The 18,573-nt window shown below is 71.7% G+C and carries 19 protein-coding genes; 13 read left to right on the plus strand and 6 right to left on the minus strand.

Translation table 11 applies throughout. From position 1 onward, the window contains the following. Nucleotides 1-37: 37 nt before the first annotated feature. A complete protein-coding gene (locus FJ658_RS04250; RefSeq protein ID WP_141144140.1) occupies nucleotides 38-1,462 on the minus strand; it encodes an FAD-binding oxidoreductase in 1,425 nt (474 codons plus the stop codon). Between the two features lie 81 nt (nucleotides 1,463-1,543). Between FJ658_RS04250 and FJ658_RS04255 the strand changes: the two genes are divergently transcribed. Next, nucleotides 1,544-2,113: a GNAT family N-acetyltransferase gene (locus FJ658_RS04255; RefSeq protein WP_141144141.1), complete on the plus strand. Its 570-nt coding sequence runs from the start codon at nucleotides 1,544-1,546 to the stop codon at nucleotides 2,111-2,113. A 52-nt stretch (nucleotides 2,114-2,165) separates the two neighbouring features. On the opposite strand, the gene FJ658_RS04260 is transcribed toward FJ658_RS04255, so the two are convergent. Continuing rightward, a complete protein-coding gene (locus FJ658_RS04260) occupies nucleotides 2,166-3,353 on the minus strand; it encodes an ROK family protein (protein ID WP_141144142.1) in 1,188 nt (395 codons plus the stop codon). 213 nt (nucleotides 3,354-3,566) lie between these two features. Between FJ658_RS04260 and FJ658_RS04265 the strand changes: the two genes are divergently transcribed. From FJ658_RS04265 to FJ658_RS04305, 9 genes are all read left to right on the plus strand, one after another. Continuing rightward, nucleotides 3,567-4,358, plus strand: coding sequence for a sugar phosphate isomerase/epimerase (locus FJ658_RS04265; protein WP_141144143.1), 792 nt, complete (start codon nucleotides 3,567-3,569; stop codon nucleotides 4,356-4,358). Next, on the plus strand, nucleotides 4,358-5,464 hold the full coding sequence (locus FJ658_RS04270; protein WP_141144144.1) for a Gfo/Idh/MocA family protein: 1,107 nt from the start codon (nucleotides 4,358-4,360) through the stop codon (nucleotides 5,462-5,464). Before FJ658_RS04265 ends, FJ658_RS04270 begins: the two co-directional genes overlap by 1 nt. Before the next feature lie 11 nt (nucleotides 5,465-5,475). After that, on the plus strand, nucleotides 5,476-6,681 hold the full coding sequence (locus FJ658_RS04275; RefSeq protein WP_141144145.1) for a Gfo/Idh/MocA family protein: 1,206 nt from the start codon (nucleotides 5,476-5,478) through the stop codon (nucleotides 6,679-6,681). A 160-nt stretch (nucleotides 6,682-6,841) separates the two neighbouring features. Further along, entirely contained in the window at nucleotides 6,842-8,494 is a 1,653-nt protein-coding gene (locus FJ658_RS04280) for an ABC transporter substrate-binding protein (RefSeq protein ID WP_255447555.1), read from the plus strand. 103 nt (nucleotides 8,495-8,597) lie between these two features. After that, on the plus strand, nucleotides 8,598-9,743 hold the full coding sequence (locus FJ658_RS04285; protein ID WP_255447556.1) for an ABC transporter ATP-binding protein: 1,146 nt from the start codon (nucleotides 8,598-8,600) through the stop codon (nucleotides 9,741-9,743). Further along, a complete protein-coding gene (locus tag FJ658_RS04290) occupies nucleotides 9,740-10,720 on the plus strand; it encodes an ABC transporter permease (RefSeq protein WP_141144147.1) in 981 nt (326 codons plus the stop codon). Before FJ658_RS04285 ends, FJ658_RS04290 begins: the two co-directional genes overlap by 4 nt. Nucleotides 10,721-10,723: 3 nt before the next feature. Continuing rightward, nucleotides 10,724-11,731 (plus strand): ABC transporter permease, encoded by a 1,008-nt coding sequence (locus tag FJ658_RS04295; RefSeq protein WP_141144148.1) that lies wholly within the window; start codon nucleotides 10,724-10,726, stop codon nucleotides 11,729-11,731. Continuing rightward, entirely contained in the window at nucleotides 11,728-12,837 is a 1,110-nt protein-coding gene (locus tag FJ658_RS04300; RefSeq protein ID WP_141144149.1) for an ABC transporter ATP-binding protein, read from the plus strand. The genes FJ658_RS04295 and FJ658_RS04300 overlap by 4 nt, the downstream gene beginning before the upstream one ends. After that, a complete protein-coding gene (locus FJ658_RS04305) occupies nucleotides 12,834-13,847 on the plus strand; it encodes a sugar phosphate isomerase/epimerase (protein WP_141144150.1) in 1,014 nt (337 codons plus the stop codon). Before FJ658_RS04300 ends, FJ658_RS04305 begins: the two co-directional genes overlap by 4 nt. 62 nt (nucleotides 13,848-13,909) lie before the next feature. Here FJ658_RS04305 and FJ658_RS04310 read toward each other — a convergent pair whose 3' ends face one another. The 3 genes from FJ658_RS04310 to FJ658_RS04320 all read right to left on the minus strand — a co-directional run bounded on the left by FJ658_RS04310 (nucleotide 13,910) and on the right by FJ658_RS04320 (nucleotide 15,894). After that, entirely contained in the window at nucleotides 13,910-14,368 is a 459-nt protein-coding gene (locus FJ658_RS04310; protein ID WP_141144151.1) for an SRPBCC domain-containing protein, read from the minus strand. A gap of 4 nt (nucleotides 14,369-14,372) precedes the next feature. After that, nucleotides 14,373-14,741, minus strand: a complete 369-nt coding sequence (locus FJ658_RS04315) for a helix-turn-helix transcriptional regulator (protein WP_141144152.1) — start codon at nucleotides 14,739-14,741, stop codon at nucleotides 14,373-14,375. Between the two features lie 196 nt (nucleotides 14,742-14,937). Next, complete coding sequence (locus FJ658_RS04320; protein ID WP_141144153.1) at nucleotides 14,938-15,894, minus strand: NADP-dependent oxidoreductase; 957 nt, start codon at nucleotides 15,892-15,894, stop codon at nucleotides 14,938-14,940. Nucleotides 15,895-16,056: 162 nt separating this feature from the next. Between FJ658_RS04320 and FJ658_RS04325 the strand changes: the two genes are divergently transcribed. Together FJ658_RS04325 and FJ658_RS04330 are read left to right on the plus strand one after the other, a co-directional pair. Continuing rightward, nucleotides 16,057-16,749 (plus strand): Pr6Pr family membrane protein, encoded by a 693-nt coding sequence (locus FJ658_RS04325; protein WP_141144154.1) that lies wholly within the window; start codon nucleotides 16,057-16,059, stop codon nucleotides 16,747-16,749. A gap of 4 nt (nucleotides 16,750-16,753) precedes the next feature. Further along, nucleotides 16,754-17,452 carry a DUF998 domain-containing protein gene (locus FJ658_RS04330; RefSeq protein WP_141144155.1) on the plus strand — a complete coding sequence of 233 codons (699 nt, stop codon included), beginning with the start codon at nucleotides 16,754-16,756 and terminating at the stop codon, nucleotides 17,450-17,452. Here the strand turns inward: FJ658_RS04330 and FJ658_RS04335 are convergent. Next, nucleotides 17,436-18,029, minus strand: coding sequence for a YqaJ viral recombinase family protein (locus FJ658_RS04335; RefSeq protein ID WP_141144373.1), 594 nt, complete (start codon nucleotides 18,027-18,029; stop codon nucleotides 17,436-17,438). The genes FJ658_RS04330 and FJ658_RS04335 overlap by 17 nt on opposite strands. Nucleotides 18,030-18,253: 224 nt before the next feature. On the opposite strand from FJ658_RS04335, the gene FJ658_RS16040 reads away from it, so the two are divergent. Further along, nucleotides 18,254-18,421 (plus strand): hypothetical protein, encoded by a 168-nt coding sequence (locus FJ658_RS16040; protein WP_181408322.1) that lies wholly within the window; start codon nucleotides 18,254-18,256, stop codon nucleotides 18,419-18,421. The last annotated feature ends 152 nt before the right edge of the window (nucleotides 18,422-18,573 follow it).

Genomic DNA, 18,573 nt, shown 5'->3' on the forward strand with positions numbered 1-18,573 from the left:
CCTACCGCACCGTCACCAACCTGCTGACCGAGTACAGCTAGGGCGCGAGGCCCACGGCCCGCAGCGCCCGCAGCAGCGCGCCGTGCTCGCCGCCGCGGTGGTCGGCGCGGTCGAGGGCGCGCTGCGCCGTCGTCATCGCGGCGTAGACCGCGGGCTCGGGCGGAAACGGCGCGGGCCGCTCGCGCACGACCGCGAGCTCGGTCAGCTCGGTGCGCTCGCCCGCGAGCAGGTCGAGCATGACCCGCCCGGCGAAGCGCGCGGTGCCGAGTCCCGTGCCGCTGAAGCCGCCCGCGTAGACGACGCGCCCCTCGCGGGCCGTGCCGTAGTGCCCTGATCCTCGGGTGTCGCGGTCGATCGCGCCCGCCCAGCGGTGGCTGAAGCGCACGCCCTCGAGCTGCGGGAAGGTCGTGAGCAGGTGGGCTGCGAGCGCGCGGTGCAGGTCGGGGCGGTCTTCGTGCGCCGCGCGCAGCCGGCCGCCGTAGTGGTACTGCGCGAAGAAGCCGCCGAACACGACCCGGTCGTCGCCGGTGCGCCGCATCCAGTGCGACCGTCGGCCGAGACCGCGCAGGGCCTGCCGCCGCTCCCACGCGAGGGTCTTCATGCGCCGCGGCTCGAGCGGCTCGGTCGCGAGCGCGTACTCGTAGACGGGCAGCGTGAGCAGGCGCGCGCGACGCAGCAGCGACGGGAACGCGCTCGTCGCGAGGGCGACCGCGCGGGCGCGCACCCGACCGGACGCGGTGACCACATCCATCCCGTCGGGCGTGTCGATCAGGGCGCGCACGGGGGAGCTCTCGACGATCTCGACCCCGAGCTCCTGGGCGACCCGGGCCAGCTCGATCACGAGGCGCGCCGGATCGAGCGTCGCCGCATCCCGGCGCCGCCAGCTGCCGCCGAGAGCGCTGGGGGAGTCGATCTCGCGGCGCACCGCCTCGGCGCCGAGCAGCACGGTGTCGGGCAGCGATCCGTCGGGGTTGGGGCGCGATCCGCGCAGCAGCTCGAGCTGGTGCGGCTCGGCGGCGACGAGCAGCTCGCCGCTGCGGTGCCAGTCGACGTCGAGGCGCAGCGACCCGACCGCGAGCTCGATCTCGTCGAGGTTCTCGCGCCCGAGGCGCTGCAGGCGCGCGGCCTCGCCGGGCCAGCGCTGCGCGGCATGGGCGCCCGCGAGCCGGGAGTCGACGATGCCGCCGCTGCGACCCGAGGCCGCCCATCCCAGCCGTTTGCCCTCGACGAGCAGGATGCGCCGCCCGGGTTCGCGCTGCGCCGCGAGCACCGCGGTCCACAGGCCGGTGAGCCCGCCGCCGACGATGCACAGGTCGGCCGACGCGTCGCCGACCAGCTCGGGGCGCGGGCGCCGCTGCGGCAGCTCGTCGAGCCAGAGCGCGGCGAGGCGGGTGTCGGCGAGGGCGGCGTCGAGCACGGCGTCGCTGGGAGGATAGCGTTCGAAGACGGTCGTGCCGGGCACGCCCCCATCCTGCCGTGGATGCCCGGACGATCCTGGGAAGCGGCGCACGATCCGGACCTCCCGCGCCCGTATCCTGGGCCGGTGCCGCTGACCATCCGCCGAGCCGTGCCCGCCGACCTCGATGCCGTCGTCGCGATCGCGCACCTGACGTTCCCGCTCGCCTGCCCGCCCGACGCCCCCGCCGAGGAGATCGCGGCGCACCTGGCGAACGTGTTGACGCGCGAGGCCTTCGCGGCCTGGCTCGCGGACGACGACCACATCATCCTGCTCGCCGAGCTCGACGACGCCGATGCTGCCGCCGCCGCGGATGACGCCGCGCCCGAGACGGTCGGCTACACGATGCTCGTCGCGGGTGAGCCGACGGATGCCGACGTGGCCGCCGCGATCACGGTGCGTCCCACGATCGAGCTGAGCAAGTGCTACGTGCATCCGGGGCACCACGGCGCCGGGATCGCGCACGAGCTCATGGCCGCGACCGTGACCGCCGCCCGTGAGAGCGGCGTGGCGGGGGTGTGGCTCGGCGTCAACGACGAGAACGCGCGGGCGAACCGCTTCTACGGCAAGCACGGCTTCGAGGTCGTGGGGCGCAAGACGTTCCGCCTCGGGTCGCGCGTCGAGAACGACTACGTGCGCGAGAAGGCGCTGATCTGACGCGGCGGGCGGGCGGCGCGCGCATCGCGCGCGCCGCGGGGACGATCGCGACTCAGGCGCGCACGAGCTCGTCGACCGCGTCGGGGCTGAGCGCCGCGTCGATCGCGAGCATGCTCGCGCCGTAGACGGCGGCGTGCTCGCGCGTCTGCGACAGCGTCACCTGCAGCGCGCGGGTGGCGGCCGGCGTCGAGCGGCTGTAGACGACCTCGCGCACGCCGGCGAGCAGCTGCTCGCCGATGCGGGCGAGCGACCCGCCGATCACGATGACCGAGGGGTTGATCAGGTTCACGCAGGTGGCGAGCACCTCGCCCAGGTCGCGACCCGCCTGGCGCACCGCGGCGACGGCGCGCGCATCTCCGCCCTCGATGGCGCCGACCAGGTCGTCGACGGTCACGACGTCGAGGCCCTCGGCGCGCAGCGCGGCCGCGAGTGCGGGCCAGGCGGCCAGCGCCTCGAGGCAGCCCTCGCCGCCGCAGGTGCAGGCGACGCCGGCGCCGCGCGCGACGCGCACGTGGCCGAGGTCGCCGGCGGTGCCCTGGGCCCCGCGGCGCAGCTCGCCGTCGGCGACGAGGCCGAGGCCGATGCCGGTGGCGACCTTGACGAAGAGCAGGTCGGCGACCTCGGGATGCGCGTGCGAGCGCTCGCCGAGGGCGGCGAGGTTCACGTCGTTGTCGACGAAGACCGGCACGTCGAGGCGGCGGCGCAGCAGCCCGGGCACGTCGGCGTCGTTCCAGCCGGGCATGATCGGCGGGCTGACGGGGCGTCCGCTGCCGTGGTCGACGGGACCGGGAACACCGATGCCGGCCGCGAGCAGGTCGCCGCGGGTGCGGCCGAGGCGGTCGAGCAGCTCGTCGGCGCGGTCGGCGACCCACTCGATCACGGCATCCGGGCCGTCGGCGATGCGGATGTCGGCGCTGAGTTCGGCGAGCGTCACGCCGAGCAGGTCGGTGAGGGCGATGCGCGCGTGGCTGGCGCCGAGGTCGGCGGCGAGCACGACGCGGGCGTCGGGGCGCAGCGCGATGCGGCTGGGCGGCCGACCGCCGGTCGAGACGCCGTCGTCGCCGGGGCCGACCAGTCCGGTGTCGAGCAGGGCGTCGATGCGCAGTCCGAGCGTCGACCGGGCGACGCCGAGCTGCTCGGCGAGCTCGGCGCGCGTGCGGGGGACCCCGTCGCGCAGCAGTCGCAGAAGCTCGCCCGCGCCGGTCGGCACGGGCGGCGCCGGCCGTGCGGTGATGCTCATGCGGAACAGTCAAGCACGATCCGTGCGCCGTCGGACAGATGTATGTCACCGCCCGACGCACTTCTGCTTGACCGTCGACAGAAGTCGGACTAGCGTCTCCCGCAGGTCGACGACGACGTCGGATGCGCGAGCCACCGCAGCAGCGGAGCGAGCGCGCACGGGCACCGCTGCCGGCCGCATCCCCCGACCGCGACCCCTCTGGAGATCGACCCCGTGGCTCAGCCCCTCTCCGTCCAGCTCTACACGGTGCGCGACGCCTTCGGCGCCGACCCCGTCGCCGCGCTGAAGCGCCTCGCCGACATCGGCTTCACCCAGGTGGAGCCGTTCGCCATCGCGAACTTCGCCGACCAGCTCGCCGAGGCCCTGCCCGCATCCGGTCTCGGCGTCTCGAGCGCGCACGCCGGCCTCGTCGCCGACGACGTGGATGCGCACGAGGTGCTCGCCGTCGCGCAGCGCCTGGGCGTTCCGGTCGTCATCGACCCCTTCGTCGCCCCGGAGAAGTGGCAGAGCCGCGACGACGTGCTCGCCACGGCCGCGAAGCTCAACGAGCTCGTCGCCCCGGCCGCCGATCTCGGTCTCAAGGTCGGCTACCACAACCACGCGCACGAGCTGCAGAGCCGCATCGACGGCGTCACCGCGCTCGAGCTCTTCGCCGGAGCGCTGCACGAGGCCGTCGTGCTCGAGGTCGACACCTACTGGTCGGAGATCGGCGGCGAGAGCGCCGTCGCGCTGCTCGGCCGTCTCGGCGAGCAGGTGCAGTTCCTGCACATCAAGGACGGCCCGCGCGTCGACGACGTGAAGACCCAGACCGCGGCCGGCCGCGGCGAGATGCCGATCGCCGAGATCCTCGCGGCGGCGCCGCACGCCACCCCGGTCGTCGAGCTCGACGACCACGCCGGCGGCGACATGTTCGACGACGTGACCGAGAGCTTCCGCTACCTCACCGAGGAGCTCGGGCAGACCGCCGGCACCCGTGCCGGCGGCGCGAACGGGGCAGCGCTCTGATGGCCGGCACCGGCAAGGTCGGCGTCGGGATCATCGGCGCGGGCGTCATCAGCACGCAGTACCTCGACAACCTCACCCGGTTCCCCGACGTGCAGGTGCACGCGATCGGCGACCTGTTCCCCGAGGCGGCGAAGGCGCGAGCCGAGCAGTACGGCATCGCCGAGCACGGCGCGCCCGACGTGGTGCTGAACCACCCCGACATCGAGATCGTCGTCAACCTCACGATCCCGGCGGCGCACGTCGAGGTCGCGACGCAGGCCGTGAACAGCGGCAAGCACGTGTGGAGCGAGAAGCCGTTCTCGATGGACCGCCCGAGCGGCCAGGAGCTGCTCGCGCTCGCCGCGGCGAAGGGCATCCGCCTGGGATGCGCGCCCGACACCTTCCTCGGCGCCGGACTGCAGACCGCCCGGCGCATGCTCGAGCGCGGCGACATCGGCGAACCGCAGTCGGCCTTGACGCTCATGCAGAGCCCCGGCCCGGAGTCGTGGCACCCGAACCCCGCGTTCCTGTTCCAGGAGGGCGCCGGCCCGCTGTTCGACATCGGACCGTACTACCTGACCGCGCTCGTGCAGTTCTTCGGCTCGATCGCGCGCGTCGGCGCCTTCGGCAGTCGCTCGCGCCTGACCCGCACGATCGGCTCGGGCCCCAAGGCGGGCGAGGAGTTCGACGTGACCGTGCCCACGCACGTGAGCGCGATCGCCGAGTTCGCGAGCGGGCAGACCTCGCAGTCGATCTGGAGCTTCGACTCCTTCTCGGGGCGCCCGCCGCTGATCGAGATCACCGGCACGGAGGGCGTGCTCAGCGTGCCCGACCCGAACATGTTCGACGGCGAGATCGGCATCCGCACCCGCGACGACGAGGACTGGCGCACGGTGCCCTCGGTCGGCTCGACCGACAGCCGCGGCGCCGGCGTGCTCGAGATGGCCCGCGCCATCCGCGCCGACCGCCCGCACCGCGCGCCCGGCGAGCAGGCCTTCCACGTCGTCGACGCGATGACCGCGATCACCGAGTCGATCGACCAGAAGCGGTTCGTCGACCTCGAGAGCAGCGTCGCCCCCATCCCCCCGCTGCCGGAGGACTGGGACCCGACCGCCGAGACCCTGTAGGAGTTCCTGAGATGTCGATGACCCCCCGCCGCTCCGGCGCCCCGCTGCGGGTCGCCCTGATCGGCTACGCCTTCATGGGCCGCGCTCACTCGAACGCCTGGCGTCAGGTCGCGTCGTTCTTCGACGTGCCCGCGTTCGAGCGCGCGGTGCTCGTGGGCCGGGATGCGGCGGGGGTGCAGGCGGCGGCCGACGAGCTCGGCTGGGCCGAGGCGGCCACCGACTGGCGCGAGGTCATCGCCCGCCCCGACATCGACATCGTCGACATCTGCACGCCGGGTCACCTGCACGCCGAGGTCGCGATCGCGGCGCTCGCCGCGGGCAAGCACGTGCTCGTCGAGAAGCCGCTCGCGAACACCCTCGACGAGGCCGAGCGGATGGCGGCTGCGGCCGCCGACGCCCGTCGCGATCACGGCGCGGTCGCCATGGTCGGCTTCAACTACCGTCGCGTGCCGGCGCTCGCTCTCGCACGGCAGCTCGTCGCCGAGGGCCGCCTCGGCACGATCCGCCAGATGCGCGCCAGCTACCTGCAGGACTGGCTGGTGGATGCCGACGCGCCCATGACCTGGCGCCTGCGCAAGGAGACGGCCGGCTCGGGCGCGCTCGGCGACCTCGCCTCGCACGCCATCGACCAGCTGCTCAGCCTGAGCGGCGCATCCATCGCCGGGGTGTCGGCGCAGACCGCCACCTTCACGCCCGAGCGCCGCGGCGACCACGGCCTCGAGCGCGTCACCGTCGACGACGCCGCCTGGGCGACGCTGACCTTCGACACCGGCGCCCGCGCCAGCCTCGAGGTCTCGCGCACCGCCACCGGGCGCAAGAACGCGCTGCAGATCGAGCTCTACGGCGACCGCGGCGCGATCCGCTTCGACCTCGAGCGCCTCGACGAGCTGCAGTTCCTCGACCTCGACGAGAGCATCACCACCCAGGGCTTCCGCACGATCCTCGTGACCGAGCCCGAGCATCCCTACCTCGACGCCTGGTGGCCGCAGGGCCACATCATCGGCTGGGAGCACAGCTTCGTGCACGAGGTGCGCGACCTGCTGCACGCGGTCGAGAACGGGGATGCGGTGTCACCCGACTTCGGCGACGGCCTCGCCGTGCAGCGCGTGCTCGATGCGATCGAGCGCAGCGCCGCACAGGGAGGATCCCTCGTCGTGAACGACGTCCCCGACACCGTCGGGGTCGACGGCCGGCAGGAGGCGACCGCCTCGGCCTAGCCGCAGAATCCGCACGACCGCGCGGGTCGACACCACGGAGGTGCCGACCCGGGCCGCACGACAGCTCGACCCGCACGACCAGCTCCACCCCGCAACACCGGCACCACCCGCGCACCTGCACCCCGCGCGGCACCACCACACATGTGCAAGGAGGCACACAGTGAAACGATCCGTTCTGGCGAAGATCGCCGCGGGAATCACGGCGGCGGCCACGCTCGCCGTCCTGTCGGGATGCTCCGGGGGAGGTGCCGGATCGGGTGACGTGCTCACGATCGGCATGCCCAACGGCCCGCAGAGCAACAACTCGAACCCGTTCGCCCCGACCTCGTCGGCGAGCGTGCTCGGCTACCGGGGCATGATGTACGAGCCCCTGGCCCAGATCAACCCGACCCTCCCCGACCGCGACCCGGTTCCGTGGCTCGCCAAGGAGTGGAAGTGGTCGGAGGACTACACGTCGGTCGAGATCACCGCCCGTGACGGCGTGAAGTGGTCCGACGGCGAGAAGTTCACCGCCGACGACATCGCCTACACCTTCGAGATGCTCGAGAAGTACCCCGCGTTCAACACCAACGCGCTGCCCTTCGACGACATCAGCGTCTCGGGCGACACGGTCAAGCTCAGCTTCGACGTGCCTGAGTTCATCAACCAGACCAAGGTCATCAACCAGTTCATCGTGCCCGAGCACATCTGGTCGAAGATCAAGGACCCGGAGAAGGACGCCAACCAGAAGCCGGTCGGCACGGGTCCCTACACGCTGAAGACGTGGACCCAGCAGGCCATCTCCTTCGTGCCGAACACGGATTACTGGGGCGGCAAGCCCAAGGTGCCCGAGGTGCGCTGGACGTCGTACACCGACAACAACGCCATGCTGACAGCGCTGCTCAACGGCCAGGCGCAGTGGAGCTACGTCTTCATCCCCGACATCGAGAAGACCTACGTGTCGAAGTCGGAGACGAACAAGAACTGGCAGCCCACCGGCCTCGGCATCGACGCGCTGTTCTTCAACACGACGACGGCGCCGTTCAACGACGTCGCGGTGCGCAAGGCCGTCAACATGGTCGTCGACCGCAAGGCCATCAACACGCAGGGCTACTCGGGCTTCAAGGGCCTCGTCGACAACGTCAACGGGCTCCCCTCGCCGGCCGGTGACAGCTTCGCCGCCCCGGAGTACAAGGACAAGAAGGCCGAGATCGACGTCGACGGCGCCAAGAAGGTGCTGACGGATGCCGGCTACACCTACTCGGGCGACAAGCTCATGGACCCGAGCGGCAACCCCGTCACCTTCACGCTCGTCGACCCGGCGGGCTGGTCGGACTACCTCGCGTCGCTGCAGATCATCGCCGACAACGTGAAGCAGATCGGCATCGACGCCAAGGTCGACACCGCGACCGTCGACAACTGGACCGCCGCCGTGCAGAACGGCGACTTCCAGGCCACGCTGCACTGGACGAACACGGGCGCGACCCCGTGGGACATCTACTCCAACATCATGGACGGCACTCAGCTGAAGCCGGTCGGCACGACCGCCAACTGGAACTTCGGGCGCTTCGACAGCCCCGAGGCGACGGCGGCGCTCGCGGCCTACGCGAACACGACCGACGACGCCGAGCGCACGACGGCCATGAACACGCTGCAGAAGATCTTCGTCGACGAGGTCCCGGCCATCCCCGTGGCCGCCGGCCCGATGGGCGCCGAGTACAGCACGAAGTACTTCACCGGATGGCCCGACGAGAAGGACCCGTACGCGGTGTCGCAGCCCACGCAGCCCTCGGTCTCGCAGGTGCTCATGAACCTCAAGCCGGTCAAGAAGTAAGGGACCCGTCCCCCACCTTCCCGACCGCACGCGGGGCCCGGTTCGTCACCGGGCCGGGCCCCGCGTCGCTCCCGCCGTCTGCTCCGAGCGCATGAGGATGCCGATGCCCACCGATGACGCCGCGCCCGCGGCACCCCAGAACACCCGCCCGCCCTCGATCCCGAACACGAGCTCCGCGACGACCCCGGTCATCGAGACCGTCGCGCTCACCAAGCACTTCCCGGTGCGCCGCGGACGCGGCACGGTCGTGCACGCCGTCGAAGGCGTCGACCTGCGTCTCGAGGCCGGCAGCGTCGTCGCCCTCGTCGGCGAGTCCGGCTCGGGCAAGTCGACCGTCGCCCGACTGATCGCGCAGCTGCTGCCGCGCACCTCCGGCGAGGTGCTGCTGCACGGCAAGCCCGTGCGCGTGCGGCTCGGCCGCAGCTTCCGGCGCTACGTGCGCAACGTGCAGATGATCCTGCAGGACCCGTTCGCGTCGCTGAACCCGATCCACACCGTGCGCTACGTGCTCACCCGCTCGGTCAGCATCCACAACCCCGGCCTCTCGAAGACCGAGCGCGAGCAGAAGGTGCGCGGTCTGCTCGAGCAGGTCGAGCTGCGGCCCGCCGAGCGCTACCTCGCGAAGTTCCCGCACGAGCTCTCGGGCGGACAGCGCCAGCGCGTCGCGATCGCCCGCGCCCTCGGCGCCACCCCGCAGGCTCTGCTCGCCGACGAGCCCGTGTCGATGCTCGACGTGTCGATCCGCATCGGCGTGCTCAACCTGCTGCAGCGGCTCAAGGAGCAGCTGAACCTCGCGATCCTCTACATCACGCACGACATCGCGTCGGCCCGGTACTTCGCCGACGAGACCGTCGTGATGTACGCCGGCCAAGTCATCGAGCGCGGGCCGAGCGAGGAGGTCACGCAGCGGCCGCGGCATCCCTACACGCAGCTGCTGATCGCCTCCGCACCCGACGCCGACCAGCTGGCCGGCCGCGAGGAGCGCCCCGCGAAGGGCGAGCCGCCGAGCCTCATCGACCCGCCGACCGGATGCCGGTTCAACTCGCGCTGCCCCTTCGCCATGGACGTCTGCCGCCAGGAGCGCCCGCCGATGTTCGAGCTCGAGGACGGCCAGAAGGCCGCCTGCTGGCTCTACTCCGACGACCGCGGCGCCGAGCGCGAGGCCGCGTTCGGCGCGGGCGTCGCCGCCGGGATGCCTGTCGCCGGCCCGGTCGCCGCCGGGATCACGAACGGGGGAGCGAGCGCATGAAGTTCCTCATCCGCCGCGTGATCTTCTACGTGATCACCGCCTGGGCGGCCGTGACGCTCAACTTCTTCATCCCGCGTCTGCTGCCCGGCGACCCCGTGCAGTCGCTCATCAACAAGTACCAGGGCCGACTCTCGACCGACGCGATCCAGTCGCTCTACGTGCTGTTCGGTCTCGACAAGGACTCCAGCCTCTGGGACGACTACGTCAAGTACTGGGCCGGGCTGTTCCGCGGCGACTTCGGCATCTCGTTCACCTACTTCCCGACCCCGGTGAGCGAGATCATCAGCCAGTCGCTGCCGTGGACGCTGCTGCTCGTCGGCATCTCGACCATCCTCGGCTTCGTGCTCGGCACGCTCGCCGGCGTCGGCCTGGGCTGGCGGCGCGGCACCTGGGCCGACGGCCTGCTGCCGGTCGCGAACTTCTTCTCGGCCATCCCGTACTTCTGGCTCGGCCTCATCGCGATCAGCCTCTTCGCCGTCATCATCCCGGTGTTCCCGGCGTCGGGCGGCTACGAGGGCGGACTCATCCCCGAGTTCAGCGGACAGTTCATCGGGTCGGCGATCTATCACGGCATCCTGCCGGCGCTCACGATCGTGATCTCGTCGATCGCCGGCTGGATCCTCAGCATGCGCAACATGATGGTCACCGTCTCGAGCGAGGACTACGTGACGGTCGCGCAGGCCAAGGGCCTGCCCGAGCGCACGGTCATGTTCGGCTACGCCGCCCGCAACGCGGTGCTGCCGAGCATCTCGGGCTTCGCCCTCAGCCTCGGCTTCATCGTCGGCGGCACGCTCGTGACCGAGATGGTGTTCAGCTACCCCGGGATCGGCTTCACGCTGTTCCAGGCGATCAGCTCGAAGGACTACCCGCTCATGCAGGGCATCTTCCTCATCATCACGCTGAGCGTGCTGGTGGCGAACATGGCCGCCGACTTCGCCTACGCCCTGCTCGACCCGCGCACCCGACAGGAGGGCTGAGACATGTCCGTGCAGATCGATCCGGTCACCGCCGATCCCACCTCCACCGCCACCCTGACCGCCGTCGCGGTGCGCTCGAAGCGCGGCCGCCGGGTGCAGCTCGGCATCCTGCGCAACCGCAAGGCGCTCGTCGGCATCATCATCCTCGCCGTCTTCGTCGTGCTGGCGATCATCGGCAAGTGGATCGCGCCCTACAACCCCGACACCGTCAACGCCACGGCGGGTCTGCAGCCGCCCTCGCCCGACCACTGGCTCGGCACCACCGCGACGGGGCAGGACATCCTGTCGCAGCTGCTGGTCGGCACCCAGGGCGTCATGCTCGTCGGCCTCACCGCCGGCATCGTCGCCACGCTGATCTCGGTCATCGTCGGCGTGGTCTCGGGGTTCATCGGGGGCATCGGCGACGAGATCCTGTCGCTGATCTCGAACGTGTTCCTGGTCATCCCGGCGCTGCCGCTGATCATCATCATCACCGGGCTGCTGCCGAGCGCCGGCGGGCTCACGGTCGCCTTCGTGATCGCGATCACGGGATGGGCGTGGGGCGCCCGCGTCATGCGCGCCCAGACGCTGTCGCTGCGCAAGCGCGACTTCGTCGAGGCGGCCCGCGCGAACGGCGAGCCGCTGTGGCGGATCGTGTTCTTCGAGATCATGCCGAACCTCACCGCGATCATCGCGTCGGGCTTCATCGGCACGGTGATCTTCGCGATCCTGTCGGAGGTCACGCTGGCCTTCATCGGCGTCACGAGCATCAGCGACTGGAACTGGGGCACCGTGCTGTTCTGGGCGCAGAGCTCGCAGGCGCTCGTGCAGGGCGCCTGGTGGTGGTTCGTGCCCGCGGGCCTCTGCATCGCCGCCGTCGGCACCTCGCTCACCCTCATCAACTTCGGGATCGACGAGTTCGTCAACCCCCGACTGCGCTCCACGGCCGCCAACGCCGGCGTGCTGCGGCGCAAGAAGATCCGCGCGCGCATCGGGTTCACGCCCGTCTACCGCGGGAAGGACAACCGATGACCCTGCTGGATGCGGCCACCGCCGCGACCCCGCCCCGCGAGCGCAAGCCCGTGCTCGAGATCCGCGGCCTCAGCGTCGACTACGGCTACGACGAGAACGCGGTGCACGCGCTGCAGGGCGTCGACCTGACGCTGCACGCCGGCGAGGTGCTCGGCCTCGCGGGCGAGAGCGGATGCGGCAAATCGACGCTCGCCTACGCCGCCACCCGGCTGCTGCCGCCGCCCGGCGTCATCACCGGCGGCTCGGTCACCTTCACCTCGGCCCGCGACGGCCACGGCGGCGACCTGCTGCGCATGGGCGACGCCGAGCTGCGGGCGCAGCGCTGGCGCGACACGGCGATCGTGTTCCAGGGCGCGATGAACTCGCTCAACCCCGTCTACACGATCGGCCGGCAGCTGATCGACGGCATCCTGGCCCACCGCGGCCGGGGGAGCGGCGCGCGCGACCGGGCACGGGCCCGGGCGCTCGAGCTGCTCGACATGGTGGGCATCCCGAAGGACCGCCTCGGCTCGTACCCGCACCAGCTCTCGGGCGGTATGCGCCAGCGCGTCATGATCGCCATGGCGCTCGCGCTCGAACCCGAGATCGTGATCATGGACGAGCCGACGACCGCGCTCGACGTGGTCATGCAGCGCCAGATCGTCGAGCAGATCATGCAGCTGAAAGACGAGCTCGGCTTCTCGGTCATCTTCATCACGCACGACGTGTCGCTGCTGCTCGAGCTCGCCGACCGCATCGCGATCATGTACGCGGGTCGCATCGTCGAGGACGCGTCGAGCGAGGAGGTCTACCGCCGACCGCGCCACCCCTACACGGCGGGCCTGCTGCACTCCTTCCCGCCGTTGCGCGGTCCCAAGCGCGACCTGGCCGGCATCCCCGGATCACCGCCCGATCTCGTGAATCTGCCCACCGGGTGCAAGTTCCACCCGCGGTGTCCCTACGGTTTCGACGAATGCAAGCTCACCGATCCGGCCCTCGGCCCCACGCGCTTCGGCGACGCGGAGCCGCAGCGCCAGGTCGCGTGCCTCCTCAACGACGAGAAGGCGGCCCCCGGCCCCATCCCCCTCGAGCTGGGCGTGCGCCCGGAAGGAGACCGAATCGCATGACGACCAACCCGGTGACGCTGTTCACGGGCCAGTGGGCCGACCTGACCCTGGACGAGGTGGCGGGCCATGCCGCCTCGTGGGGGTATGACGGTCTGGAGATCGCGTGCTCGGCCGAGCACCTCGACGTCTGGCGCGTGGAGGAGGATCCGGGCTACCTGGATGAGCGGCGCGCGGTGCTCGACAAGCACGGCCTGACGACCTGGGCCCTGTCGAACCACCTCACCGGTCAGGCCGTGTGCGACGACCCGATCGACTTCCGCCACAAGGCGCTGCTGCGCTCGAAGGTGTGGGGCGACGGCGAGCCCGAGGGCGTGCGTCAGCGCGCCGCCGAGGAGCTCAAGCTGACGGCGAAGGCGGCTCGCAAGCTCGGCGTGGATGTGATCACCGGCTTCACCGGGTCGTCGATCTGGCAGTACGTGGCGATGTTCCCGCCGGTCGGGCAGGACGTGATCGACGCCGGCTACGAGGACTTCGCCCGACGCTGGAACGACATCCTGGATGTGTTCGACGGCGAGGGCGTGCGCTACGCCCACGAGGTGCACCCCTCGGAGATCGCCTACGACTACTGGACCTGCCAGCGCGCACTCGAGGCCGTCGACCACCGGTCGGCGTTCGGCTTCAACTGGGACCCGTCGCACATGATGTGGCAGGGCATCGACACGGTCGACTTCATCGTCGACTTCGCCGACCGGATCTACCACGTGGACTGCAAGGACACGCGGATGCGCGATCGCTCGGGCCGGGCCGGAATCCTCGGCTCGCACCTGCCCTGGGGCGACCCGCGTCGCGGCTGGGACTTCGTCTCGACCGGCCACGGCGACGTGCCGTGGGAGGACGCCTTCCGCACCCTGCGACGCGTCGGCTATACCGGCCCGATCTCGGTCGAGTGGGAGGACGCCGGCATGGACCGCATGGTCGGCGCCGAGGAGGCGCAGCGCTTCGTGCGCGGCCTGCTCTGGGACCTGCCCACCGCATCGTTCGACGCGGCGTTCTCGCACAACGCCGACTGACGCGGGGCAGAGGAGGGGCGCCGCGCGAGTCGCGCGGCGCCCCTCCCTCGTACCGCGGCTCGTCAGGCGGCGGCCATGCGCCCGAGCTCGGCCTCGAGCGTGTCGAAGAAGTGCGCGTAGCCCTGGCGCAGCGCCTCCTCGGCGCCCTCGGGGATCGGCGTCTGGGTCATCGTGACCTCGGTCGCCGGGCCGGTCGCGCCGTCGGCGCCCGCGACCTCGGCGAAGTCGACGACGAGGTGCGAGCGCGCCGGGTCGTCGGGCTGGTCGGTGATCGTCAGGCGCAGGTGGCGAGGCGCATCCACCTCGACGAACTCGCCGACCCAGTGGATGCGGTTGCCGTCCGGCAGCACCATGTCGGCCTTCCAGGCGCGGCCGAGCTCGGCGACGTAGTCGAGCGTGTCGAGGGGGACCTCGACCTGGTCGCCGCCGAACCAGGCGGAGAAGTGCTCCGCCGTGGTCCAGGCGCTCCACACGAGCTCGGCGGGGAAGGGGAAGGTGCGGGTGACGGTGAGGTCGGTCATGGGTCTATCCGTTCTGGTCGGTGTTCGTGGTGGTCTCTTCGGGCCCGGCCGTCGACGCGAGCCGGGCGAGGTAGCCGCCGAGTGCGTCGAGGCTGTCGCCCCAGAAGCGCGCGTAGTCGCCGACCCACTGCGCGGCGTCGCGCAGCGGGCGGGCGTCGAGCGTCGCGGGGCGGTACTGCGCCTCGCGACCGCGGGTGACGAGCCCGGCCTGCTCGAGCACCCGCAGGTGCTTCGAGACGGCGGCGAAGCTCATGTCGAAGGGCTCGGCGAGCTCGCCGACCGTGGCCGGTCCGCGGCTGAGCCGGGCCAGGATGTCGCGTCGGGTCGGGTCGGCGAGGGCGGCGAAGGTGCGGCTGAGCTGGTCGTCGGCCATCGTGTCCTCCTCGTCGCGCCGGGTGCGGCAGGCGCCGCGCATCCTGATCTCGATCTCTCAGGTATTGAACCGAATGGTTCAGAACCGATGGGTTGAATATAGATCCGATGAGAGCCCGGGTCAACCCCCTCGTGCGACGAGGTCCGCGACCCGGGCTCGAGGCGCCGCAGCGCCGCATCGCCGAAGTGCTGCGGCTCTACCCCTCGCAGACCTTGAGCACGAGCTTGCCGCGCGTATGACCGCCCTCGAGCGCGCGGTGCGCCTCGGCCGCGTCCGCGAGGTCGTAGACCCCGTCGACGAAGACGCGCACGTCGCGCGACTCGATCAGCCGCGAGATCACGGCGAGGGTCGAGCCGTCCGGCGCGACCCGGTAGCCCGTCGCGCGCACGCCGGCGGCCTCCGCCTCGGTGCGCATGCTCGGCCACGACCCGGTCGGTCCGTTCACGATCAGCCCTCCCGGGCGCAGCACCGTCAGCGAGCGCGACGCGGTGTCGTCGAGCACGTTGCCGATCAGGTCGATCACCACATCCACCTCGTCGAGCACCTCCTCGAAGCGCTCGGTCGAGTGGTCGATGACCTCGCTCGCACCGAGCTCCTTGAGCCAGCGCAGGTTGCGGGTCGATCCGGTCGCGATCACGTGCGCGCCGAAGTAGGCGGCGAACTGCACCGCGAAATGCCCGACGCCGCCGGCGCCGGCGTGGATGAGCATCCGCTGCCCCTCGTGCGCCTTGGCCGTGTCGACCACCATGCCCCAGGCCGTCAGCGCGGCCAGCGGAACTCCGGCGGCTTCGACGTGCGACAGCGTCGGCGGCTTGCGCACGACGCTCAGCTCGGTGACCGTGAGGTACTCGGCGTAGGCGCCGCTCATGCGCGGCACCATGCCCATCCCGTAGACCTCGGTGCCGGGCTGCAGCGCGTGCGCCTCATACGGCGACTCGACGACGATGCCGCTGAAGTCGTTGCCCAGCACCGCCGGGAACGTCGCGATCGCGCCGAACGCCCCGCGCCCCGCGCGGGTCTTCGCGTCGATCGGGTTGACGCCCGCGGCGACGACCTTCACGAGCAGCTCCGCGTTCGTGCGCACCGGCATCGGCACCGAGTCGAGCCGCAGGACCTCCGGCCCCCCGGCGTCCATGAACGTCATGGCGCGCATCCTGCTCACCTGGCCTCCCTGCCTCGTGTCGACCAGTGAACCCGGCGAATGAGTCGCCCGTGTTTCGCGCGCGTCACCGGGGTGGAAAACCCTGTCCGCCCCGCTATGTTCGAGTCACGACGCCGACCGCCGACCCGCTCGGCGGCTGCGGGAGGAGACCGGATGCGCGCCCTGTTCGTGATCGTGAGGCTCGCCGGTGCGGCGGCCGTGATCGCCGCGATCGTGGCCCAGCTGATGCTGAGCCTGCAGGTGTGGGCGGCAGTTCCGGTACGGGATGTGCCGAACCAGATCGCGCACTTCTTCAGCTTCTTCACGATCGACTCGAACCTGCTGTCGCTCGTGTCGTTCCTGGTCGGCGCGGTCTTCCTCATCCTGAAGCGCGACGACTCGGCGGCGTGGGGCGTGTTCCGCGCGAGCGTGACCTCGTACATGGCCGTGACGGGAATCGTCTACAACCTGCTGCTGCGCGGCATCGAGCTGCCGCAGGGCAGCACGGTGGCCTGGTCGAACGAGATCCTGCATGTGGTCGCGCCGATCCTGGTCGTGCTCGACTGGTTCTTCGCGCCCGGCCGTCGCCCGCTGCGCTGGCCGGCGATCTGGGTCGTGATCGCCTTCCCGCTGGTCTGGACGATCTACACGATGATCCGCGGACCGCTCGTCGTCGACGGCGTGACGGGCAACCCCTACTGGTACCCCTATCCCTTCCTCAACCCGAACGTCGCGCCCGAGGGCTACGTCACCGTGTTCTTCTACATGGTGCTGATCGCCGCGATCATCGGCCTGGTCGGCGCGGGCGTGATCTGGGTATCGCGCAAGGGCGGTCGCTGGCCGCTGGCCGCGCGCGCGGCCGACTGACGCCGTGAGCCGCCGATCCGGCCTGCGCCGCGGCGCCGCCGCGCTGGGCGCGCTGCTCGCCGTGGCGGCGCTCGTCGTCATCTGGGCGGCGCGGGCGCGCATCCCGCACGACCTCTACGTGAGCGAGCTCGGCGCCGACGGCATGCCCACGGCAGGGATGTTCCGGGTCGCGTTCCTGCTGCTCGTCGCCGGGGGAGCGCTCGTCGCCGTCGCGGCGCGCGGGGTGCGCAGTCGCGCGCGGCTGCTGCGGCACTGGCCGCCCACCGTCTCGCTGCTGGTGTCGTGCGCCTTCTTCCTCGTGGCATCCCAGGTGCCGTGCACGGCGGGATGCCCGGTGCCGGTTCCCGGGTCGGCCGCGTTCACCTGGCAGGACTTCACGCACACCTCGGCGGCGGTGCTCGCCTTCGCGGCCGCGGCGGTCGCGATGCTGCAGTGCGGCTTCGCGCTCGGGCATCCCGTGCTCGCGGTGCTGTCGCGGGCCTGCGCGATCGCGGTGGGCGGCATCGCCGCGGTCGGCGGGCTCATGTCGGTGCTGAGCTTCTACTCCTGGCTCGGCAGTCGCTTCGAGTTCGTGGCCACGACGATCGGGCTCGGCTGGGTGGCGGTGCTCGGCGTCGCGCTCGCGCTCGAGCGGCGGCGTGACGTCGCCGTCTCGCCCGGGCCCGAGGTCGAGCCGGACGCGGAGCTCAGCGCCGCCGCATGAGCTCGAGCAGCCGGTCGGCCATCACGACCAGGCGGTGGATCTCGCTCTCGTCGCGGTCGACCCAGCGCGACTCGGGCACCGCATCCACCGGCACGAAGTCGCGGTGCTGCTCCCACACGACGAGGGTGCGCTCGGCCCCGAGCACGTACTGCTGCCACCAGACCTGACGCAGGTACGAGCGCGGGATGCTGCGCCACGCCTTCGAGGTCGTCTTGATCTCGCAGAGATCGAGCGCCGACCCGCGCTCGCGCACCCCGTCGGGCGTGGCCAGGTGCGCGCGCTCGCCGTCGGCGTGGAAGAGCTGCGTGCTCGGCTGCATGCCGTGCTCAGCGCGGGCCCAGCGCGCGATCTCGGGTTCGCGGGCCCGGCCGTGGTCGGTGTAGGCGTTGCCGCCGAAGCCGGTGCCGAGCACCTTCTCCATCGCGATGCCGGCGAGCGGACGGTCGCTCGAGAAGCGGGCGACGTCGGTCGCGGTCACGCCGCGGGCGCGGGCGATCAGCCAGCCGCGCCGGTCGGTCGAGTCGGCGACCACGCGCTCGCGCCACGGGACCGGCGGCGCATCCCAGAGGGAGAGCATCGGCTGGGCGGGCGGGGTCACGTCTCCATTGTCGCGCGGGCCGCCGACGTGGATGCGCGACACGGCGCGGGGCGCGACACGGCGGGGGGCGCGACACGGCGGGGGGCGCGACACGGCGCGGGGCGCGACACGGCGGGGCATCCGGGGCGCCACTGGCGTGCCCGCCGTCGAGGGTGACGTAGTGTCGCCCCCAGTCCACGTCATCGTCGCCGGGAGGAGCGCGCGTGCCCGAGCTGATCGCCTGCCTGCCGTGGGTGCCGATCGCGCTCGTGCTGGCGCTCGGCGCGATCACGCTCGTCGGCGTCATGGCGCTGCGGCGCGACCCGGGCGACGACCGCGACGACGAACCTCTCGAGGGCTCCGTCGACCGCGCGCCGGAGGCCTCGGACTGAACCGCGCCGGTTTGCGTTCCGGCATCCGGAGGGGTATTCTCCTCGAGGCCGTAGACCGCTGGTCTCCGCCGCGCACGATCCCCGGATCGGGTGCGACGGACGAAGTCCTTCCTCGTGAAGAGACCCGCGCAGGTGTGTGAAGTGATCAGCCT

Origin of the sequence: Schumannella sp. 10F1B-5-1 (genome assembly GCF_006517535.1) — a bacterium.
Taxonomy (GTDB): Bacteria; Actinomycetota; Actinomycetes; order Actinomycetales; family Microbacteriaceae; genus Schumannella.